Raw genomic sequence first — 753 nt, forward strand, 5'->3', positions numbered from 1 at the left:
ACCTCGAAGAGCTTCGTCAAACGCGACGCCAACTCGCCGTTATCCGGCCCTTCGGCCTGGACATCGTCGAATCTCAATGGTCTCCCGTTTCATGCACACGCCAACAGCTTCGGCCCATGTTACAGCCCGGCCTTTCGCCGATAGCCTGCCGAATCGTTGCCCTGGGCGGTTACGGCAGCGAAAAACGCGATACTTCAGAGCCGATATCCGCATCCGCCTTTTAGGATCTAAAAACGTTCGCGCAGAAGGCATTACGTACAGATGATGTGCGTCGCGGGCCGGAGGGTCCCGCTAGCTGGAACACCGCGTCGACAAAGTTTGCGACACCGGCCTGCGAGCTTCGTCGTGCGGCCGGGGGCTCGTTGGCGGTCACGGCGTGCGGCCGACCCCTTCCTGGTGGCAAACGACCAAGGTCAGGCCGGGTGCTCGGTGGATTCAACGCTGGACGGCTGGTAACGTCAGTACACGATGTTCGTGTTTGGATGAAATGAGAGTGCAGTGGATCGCGGCAGCGGGCCAGACGAAGCGGCAGCCGGTGGCGGTGCTGACAACGACTCTGATCTCGCGAACAAGCTGACCAAGCTTTTCGAGGTCATGCGGAAGGCCGGCACGGCCCCGCTGTCCAACGCCGCGGCCGCGGCCGCTATCACCGAGAAAACCGGTGTATCAATCAGTCCGGCATATCTGTGGCAGCTGAGGAGCGGCATCAAAAGAAACCCGACGGTCGCGCATTTGCGGGCGATCGCAGAGTTT

At 61.1% G+C, this 753-nt stretch carries 1 protein-coding gene and 1 pseudogene; both read left to right on the forward strand.

The features are described 5' to 3' along the window. Positions 1 to 224 (forward strand): hypothetical protein (locus A5708_RS27690; protein WP_231117993.1); only part of this gene is annotated, 224 nt, incomplete at its 5' end. 274 nt (positions 225 to 498) lie between these two features. Next, positions 499 to 753 (forward strand): annotated as a pseudogene (locus A5708_RS27695) (XRE family transcriptional regulator); the annotation flags it as partial.

This window comes from Mycobacterium colombiense, assembly GCF_001672755.1.
Classification (GTDB): Bacteria; Actinomycetota; Actinomycetes; order Mycobacteriales; family Mycobacteriaceae; genus Mycobacterium; species Mycobacterium colombiense_C.